This is a genomic window from Caballeronia sp. BR00000012568055, assembly GCF_029439455.1.
In the GTDB taxonomy this organism is placed as follows: domain Bacteria; phylum Pseudomonadota; class Gammaproteobacteria; order Burkholderiales; family Burkholderiaceae; genus Caballeronia.
The window spans coordinates 1-6,316 of the sequence record NZ_JAQFVG010000040.1 but is presented as its reverse complement, the minus strand read 5'-3'; the positions used below and the strand labels follow the sequence as shown (position 1 = coordinate 6,316).

Genomic DNA, 6,316 nt, shown 5'->3' with positions numbered 1-6,316 from the left:
CGAAGCGGAAGTGCCGTACGAGATGGTGCAGGAAATGGAGGACATCAACAGCGAGTTCGGGCAAACAGACGTGGTGCTGGTGCTCGGCGCGAACGATGTCGTGAATCCGGCCGCGAAAACCGATCCGAAATCGCCGATTGCCGGAATGCCGATTCTCGAAGCGTACAAGGCACGCACGATCATCGTGAACAAGCGATCAATGGCGGCGGGTTACGCCGGGCTTGATAATGAACTGTTCTACATGGACAAGACGATGATGGTGTTTGGGGATGCTAAGAAAGTGGTGGAAGACATGATGAAGGCCGCTTCCTGATCGTCGCATAATCATCTTTATCGAATGGAGACTCGACACATGCACGCATTAGTCATACACGCCCCGCACGATCTGCGTATCGAAGAAGTCGATACGCCCGTTCCCGAAGCCGATCAACTGCTCGTTCGGGTGCGCACGGGCGGCATCTGCGGATCGGATCTGCATTACTTCAATCATGGCGGCTTCGGTACAGTGCGGATCAAGGAGCCGATGGTGCTGGGCCATGAAGTGGCGGGCGTTGTCACGCAAACCGGCGCGAACGTGACCGGTATTGCAGCGGGTGCACGTATCGCGATCAGCCCGAGCCGTCCGTGCGGGCAGTGTGAATACTGCCAGCACGGTTTGCAGAATCATTGTCTCGACATGCGCTATTACGGCAGCGCCATGCGCACGCCCCACGTACAAGGCGCGTTTCGTCAGGAAGTCGTGATCGACCGCTCGCAAGCGCACGTAGTCGCCGATTCGCTCACCGATGCCGAAGCCGCAATGGCCGAGCCGCTTTCCGTCGCGCTGCATGCAGTACGTCGCGCCGGGCCGCTGCTCGGCAAGCGCGTGCTCGTGACCGGTTGCGGACCGATCGGCGCGCTGATCGTGACCGCAGCGCGGCGCGCGGGCGCAGCGCATATCGTTGCAACGGATGTCAGCGCACTGCCGCTGGAAAGCGCCCTTCGCGTCGGCGCGGACGAAGCATTCAATGTGATGGAATCGCCCGAAGCGTTGAAGCCGTTCGCCAAAGACAAGGGCACCTTCGACGTGCTGTTCGAAGCAAGCGGCAATGCAGCCGCGTTACGCGCCGCCTTCGATGTGTTGCGTCCGCGAGGCATCATCGTTCAGGTGGGACTCGGCGGCGACGCGCCTTTGCCGATGAACGCCATCGTCGCGAAAGAGTTCGATTTGCGCGGCGCGTTCCGCTTCCACGAAGAGTTCGCGATAGCGGTCGAGCTGCTCAACAAAGGCCTCGTCGATGTCAAACCGCTGATCTCGGACGTGTTCTCGTATCGCGACTACGAGCAGGCTTTCCTGCGCGCCGGGGATCGGTCGAAAGCCATGAAGGTGGTGATCGACTTTGCCTGAGGTCGCAACGACCACCATGACCGTGGCGGCGCTTGCGTCGCGACCAGGAGCCAGTCCGCCGCCACGGGTTACAACCGTTCTCAGTTAGCGTACGACGGCGGTTGATCGCCGTTTCGATAAATTGTCGGATTACTGAGAGCGGCACCTATCGCAATCTGGTGTTCTTCGGCGAAGCCGGTGTGGACCGTTCGCCCGGCGGCACGGGCACGTCGGCACGCATGGCGCAGCGTCGTTTTCGCGGTCAGCAGGCGGCTGGCGAGACCTTTCCGCACGAAAGCATCATCGGATCGGTATTCGAAGGCACGTTCCTGGAAACGAAGATGCTCGGCAATACCGAAGCCATCGTCCCAAGGATTCGCGGACGCGCGCACATCATCGCTCAATCGACCTTCCTGCTCGATCCGGATGATCCGTTCGTAGAGGGGTTCGGCGTCGGCTACGCCAGCGATGCGATAGCGCCGAAGTTCTGATCACGGCAGCTTTGCGGCATCGCATAGAGGGGCGCGGGTTTCGAGACCGCGCCCTTCGTCGTTTCTGCGGGTGCCTGAATCTCTCGCGTTGCCGCGCCAATTAAATATTGAAATATAGCCTGTAACGGGTAATATACTACTAAGCAAAGCAACCATTTCCGTAACCGTCGGGAGAAGCGAACGCTTCAATACCGGCTTTCGAGAAGACAGTCATGGCCCTTCCCACCGCCCTGCCCCGGCAAGCACTCGACTGGCTCGCCCGTAGCGAACGCCAGCCGTGCGTGGCCGTCGATTCCCACACCGGGGGCAACCCTACCCGCATCGTATTGTCCGGTATCGATCTGCCAGCCGATGTGACCACGGTCGATACCGCGCGCGCCTGGCTGCGCGATCACGCCGACTTCTGGCGCACGCGGCTGGTCCACGAGCCGCGTGGCGGCGGCCTGACCTGCGCGGTGTTACCCGTGGAAACGAAAGAGGACGGCTGCGATATCGGCGCTGTGATTCTCGAACCGGGTTCTTATCCGCCGATGTGCGGGCACTGCATGATCGGCTTTGCATCGGTGATCGTCGATATGGACCTGCTGCCGCATACGTGGAACGAGGATCGCACGCACGCGGCGTTTCGCATTCGCACGCCCGCGGGTCCGGTGGGCATTGAAGCGCGCAAGGAAGGTGGCAAGTTCACCACGGTCACCTTGACCAACGTCGAGTCGTTCACGGCGGGCCGGCGTGAGCATGTGGTCAACGGCGTGACGGCATCGGTCGAACTGCTGTACGGCGGCGATTACTACATCAGTGTCGATGCTGACAGCATCGGTCTGTCGCTCGACCGTTCGAATGCGACCGAGATCGTGCGCGTCGCGCGCGAGTTGCGTGCTTCGTACACCGAAGGCGGCGTGCGCGACACCCTGAGCGGCGACACGCTGGACGTCTATCAGGTGCTGTTCTATCAGCGCGATGCCGGATCGAATACGCGCGTGAAGATCGTCGTGGTCGCGCCGCCGGGTGTGATCGACCGGTCGCCGTGCGGCACCGGATCGAGTGCCGTGTTCGCCAAGTTCGTGACCGAAGGCATCATCAAAGCTGAAGACACGCTGACAACGCAGAGCATCATCGGCTCCACTTTTACCGTCACGGCGAAGCAGCTTCGCGACACGCCAGGACGTCTGTTCATCACGCCCGCTCTCACGGGACGTGCCTATATCAACGGTTTTCTGACCATTGCAGCCGATGCGGACGACGAACTCGCCGATGGCTTCGCACCGCTCTGATACTTCATTTTCAACGAGGAATAACTCATGGCACTGAAAGGCGTACTTTCCGCAATCGTGACTCCGTTCGACAGCAACGGTGAAATCGACGAATCCGCACTGCGTGCGTTGGTGGACCAGGGCATCGAAGATGGTGTCGATGGCTTCGTTCCCGCTGGCGGCACCGGCGAATTCTCGGTGCTCTCGCATCAGGAGCGCATCAAGCTGGTGAACGTCGTGGTCGAACAGACCGCAGGCCGCGCGACGGTGCTCGCGCATACGGGCGCGACGTCTTCGCGGGAAGCGATCGAGTTGTCGCGTCATGCAGAACGTGCTGGCGCGACTGGCATCATGCTCGCTACACCCTACTACGAGCGTATCGGCTACGAAGAAGCGTTTGCGTACTACGCCGCCGTCGCCGATGCCACCAACCTGCCGATCTGCGCCTACAACTTCCCGCCATCGACGGGTCTGCATCTGAATGTGGATTTTCTGGTGCGCCTCGCCACTGAAATTCCGCAGGTCAAGTATGTGAAGGATTCCTCAGCGGATATCGGCCAGATGAATACGCTGCTCTACGAGCACGCCGACAAGATTACCTTCTTCAACGGCGAAGACATCATCATGTTGCCCGCGCTGACGCTCGGCGCGCCGGGTATGGTGATGGGTATCGCCAACTTCGCGGCTCCGGCGCTCGCCACGCTGTTCAAGGCTAGCCAGACGAAGGACGACGCGACCATCGCTTCGGTGTGGCGTCAGATCAATCCGCTGATTCGCGTGCTGGGTCAGGCGTCGTATAACAGCGGTGTGAAGGCGGCGTGCGAATTGCTCGGCCTGCGCGTGGGTTCGGTGCGTGCGCCGATTCCGGCTTATACGCAGGCGCAGAATGAAACGCTGAAGAACGTGCTGTCGAAGATCGATCCGGCTTTGCTGACCAAGGCTGCTCGCTGAGCCAACGGTTCTATCGCTTATTTCAAGGGGTAAAGTGACGCGATTCGATCGCGCTGCTTTGCCCCTTTTGCGTTGTGCTTTCGTTGTGCTTTATATCGGAGCGCGCAAAAAAACAGAGCGCCTTGCGGCGCCCTGCCAAAGTCCCTTCCCGTGTCGAGAAGGGTCGCGTGAAACTCAGAACTTGTGGACGATGCCGACGCGCGCCGCAACCTGATGATTGCTGCTCGATGCGTTGCCCGTCACGCCATCGAGAATATCGGCCGGCTGGCCTGCGCCCGCAGCGATCTGATACGTCGCCATCGCGTAAACGAACGTGCGCTTGCTCAACGTATATTCGGCCGTCGAGGCAATCTGGTGGTACTTCGGTTTGGCATCCGAATAACCGATGCTGCCATCCGTGAACTGATAGCCCAGTCCGGCCGAAAACGCCGGCGTGAACTGATAACCGCCGAAGGCTTCGTAGGTGGCGAAGCGAACCGTCTGATTCGTGCCGTTCGCCTGGCGGAACAGCACGTTTGAGTAATCGAGGCCGAGCGTCGCGTTGCCGAGCTTGTACGTCGCGCCCGCACCGATGATCTGCTGGTTCGCAGGCTGTCCGACATAACTGAACGCGCCTGCCGCGCCCACTGCCGCGCCCGTTGTGTTCGGCACATACGCACCCGACAACAGCGTGCCCGGCTGCTTCACGTGCAGATACGCCGCGCCCACGTTCAGGTCGCCGAGGCTGTAACTTGCACCCGCGCTGTACAGGCCGATCTTGCTGGTGCCCGGCGCGTTCGAGTTGGTCATGCCGACCAGACCGCCGAACGTCAGACCGTGGATAGTCGGGCTGGTGTACTTCAGCGAATTATCGACGCGGAACGAATTCGCGCTGTTGTCGACGTCACCCGCGTGCCACGCGCCGCCCCACTGTCCATCCATAGTGACCGGCTGATAATAGTCCACTACCGATTCATACTGGCGGCCCGCAGTTACCGTACCGAGTTTGTCGCTCGACAAGCCCACATACGCCTGCCGTCCGAACTCCCGACCGCCCTGAGCAAGCCGGCCGGTGGTGACATTGAAGCCGTTCTCCAGTTTGAAGAGTGCCTTCAGACCGCCGCCCAGATCTTCGCTGCCCTGCAGACCCCAGCGGCTGCCGTAGATGCCGTCGTACGTGCCGTCTTCCATATGCCAGTATTGATGGCCGCCGCTGTTATTGGTGAAGTCGAGACCGACATCGATCACGCCGTACAGTGACACCGACGACTGCGCATAGGCACCTGCGCAGACACAACTGGCCACTGCCGCGACGATTGCTTTCTTATTGCATTTGAACATTATTTTCTCCCTGGGGAACTACCGTTGACGTGTGATCTCTTCGAATAAAATTCGTATGCCTAATCAATCTTACGGACGTGCGAAATCCTGACCGGTGCGACCTCGGCTTTCAAAGCCCGAAGTCTGCGCCAGTCACGAACACACCATTACCGAGGATGTGCCGGCGCGAAGTGCGCCGGCTACTGCAGATGCGAATGAAAACCCGCTCAGCCGTTCAGATCGAGCGAGATATAGATGGTCTTGAGCTGCGTGTACTGATCGAATGCCTCCACGCCCTTGTCGTAACCACCGAATCCCGACGTCTTGTAACCGCCGAACGGCGTGGTGATATCGCCCTCGCCATAACCGTTGACGGCCACCGTGCCCGCCTGAATCTGACGCGCTACGCGAATCGCCACGTTCACGTCATTGGTGAACAGCGTTGCCGCCAGCCCATACGACGAGTCATTGGCAATGCGTACCGCTTCTTCTTCCGTATCGAACGAAATGACGGCGACAACCGGGCCGAAGATCTCGTCCTGTGCAATCGCACTCGACGGATCGACATTGGCGATGATGGTCGGCTCGACGAACCAGCCGCCGGTCTCCTTCATCACCTGCGCGCCGCCCGACACCACGAATGCGCCGTCTTTCTTCGCCTGATCGATCGCCGACAACACGCGCGTGAGTGCACTCGCTTCGATCAGCGGGCCGAGCTTGCTGTCCGGGTCGGTCGGCTGGCCGACGGTCCATTGCTTCGCGGCCTTCGCGAGCAGTTCGATAAATTGGTCCTTGATGCTCGACTGCACCAGAATGCGCGAGCCGCAGGTGCAGTTCTGGCCCATGTTCCAGAATGCCGCGCCCGCCAGATTCTCGGCGATGGATTCGAGTTTATCGGCCGCATCCGCCATGACGATTTGCGGGCTCTTGCCGCCGCACTCGAGCACGACCTTCTT

The 6,316-nt window shown here is 60.3% G+C and carries 7 protein-coding genes; 5 read left to right on the top strand and 2 right to left on the bottom strand.

The window, feature by feature from the left end:
• The 5 genes from P7F28_RS03535 to dapA all read left to right on the top strand — a co-directional run.
• Positions 1–313, top strand: a 313-nt coding sequence (locus P7F28_RS03535; RefSeq protein ID WP_277183058.1) for an NAD(P)(+) transhydrogenase (Re/Si-specific) subunit beta, incomplete at its 5' end; no start/stop codon positions are given.
• A 39-nt stretch (positions 314–352) separates the two neighbouring features.
• A complete protein-coding gene (locus tag P7F28_RS03530; RefSeq protein ID WP_277183057.1) occupies positions 353–1,387 on the top strand; it encodes an L-idonate 5-dehydrogenase in 1,035 nt (344 codons plus the stop codon).
• Positions 1,388–1,419: 32 nt separating this feature from the next.
• Positions 1,420–1,857, top strand: coding sequence for a proline racemase family protein (locus tag P7F28_RS03525; protein ID WP_277183056.1), 438 nt, complete (start codon positions 1,420–1,422; stop codon positions 1,855–1,857).
• A gap of 212 nt (positions 1,858–2,069) precedes the next feature.
• A complete protein-coding gene (locus P7F28_RS03520; protein ID WP_277183055.1) occupies positions 2,070–3,131 on the top strand; it encodes a proline racemase family protein in 1,062 nt (353 codons plus the stop codon).
• A gap of 27 nt (positions 3,132–3,158) precedes the next feature.
• Positions 3,159–4,061: a 4-hydroxy-tetrahydrodipicolinate synthase gene (dapA, locus tag P7F28_RS03515; protein WP_277183054.1), complete on the top strand. Its 903-nt coding sequence runs from the start codon at positions 3,159–3,161 to the stop codon at positions 4,059–4,061.
• Positions 4,062–4,235: 174 nt separating this feature from the next.
• Here the strand turns inward: dapA and P7F28_RS03510 are convergent, their stop codons facing one another.
• Positions 4,236–5,381: a porin gene (locus P7F28_RS03510; RefSeq protein WP_277183053.1), complete on the bottom strand. Its 1,146-nt coding sequence runs from the start codon at positions 5,379–5,381 to the stop codon at positions 4,236–4,238.
• 206 nt (positions 5,382–5,587) lie between these two features.
• Positions 5,588–6,316 (bottom strand): aldehyde dehydrogenase family protein (locus tag P7F28_RS03505; RefSeq protein ID WP_277183052.1); only part of this gene is annotated, 729 nt, incomplete at its 5' end.

Bases quoted from the DNA above. Each gene is read 5' to 3' on its own strand.
- P7F28_RS03530 (WP_277183057.1), top strand. From the start codon at position 353: ATGCACGCATTAGTCATACACGCCCCGCACGATCTGCGTATCGAAGAA.
- P7F28_RS03510 (WP_277183053.1), bottom strand. From the start codon at position 5,381: ATGTTCAAATGCAATAAGAAAGCAATCGTCGCGGCAGTGGCCAGTTGT.
- P7F28_RS03520 (WP_277183055.1), top strand. From the start codon at position 2,070: ATGGCCCTTCCCACCGCCCTGCCCCGGCAAGCACTCGACTGGCTCGCC.
- dapA (WP_277183054.1), top strand. From the start codon at position 3,159: ATGGCACTGAAAGGCGTACTTTCCGCAATCGTGACTCCGTTCGACAGC.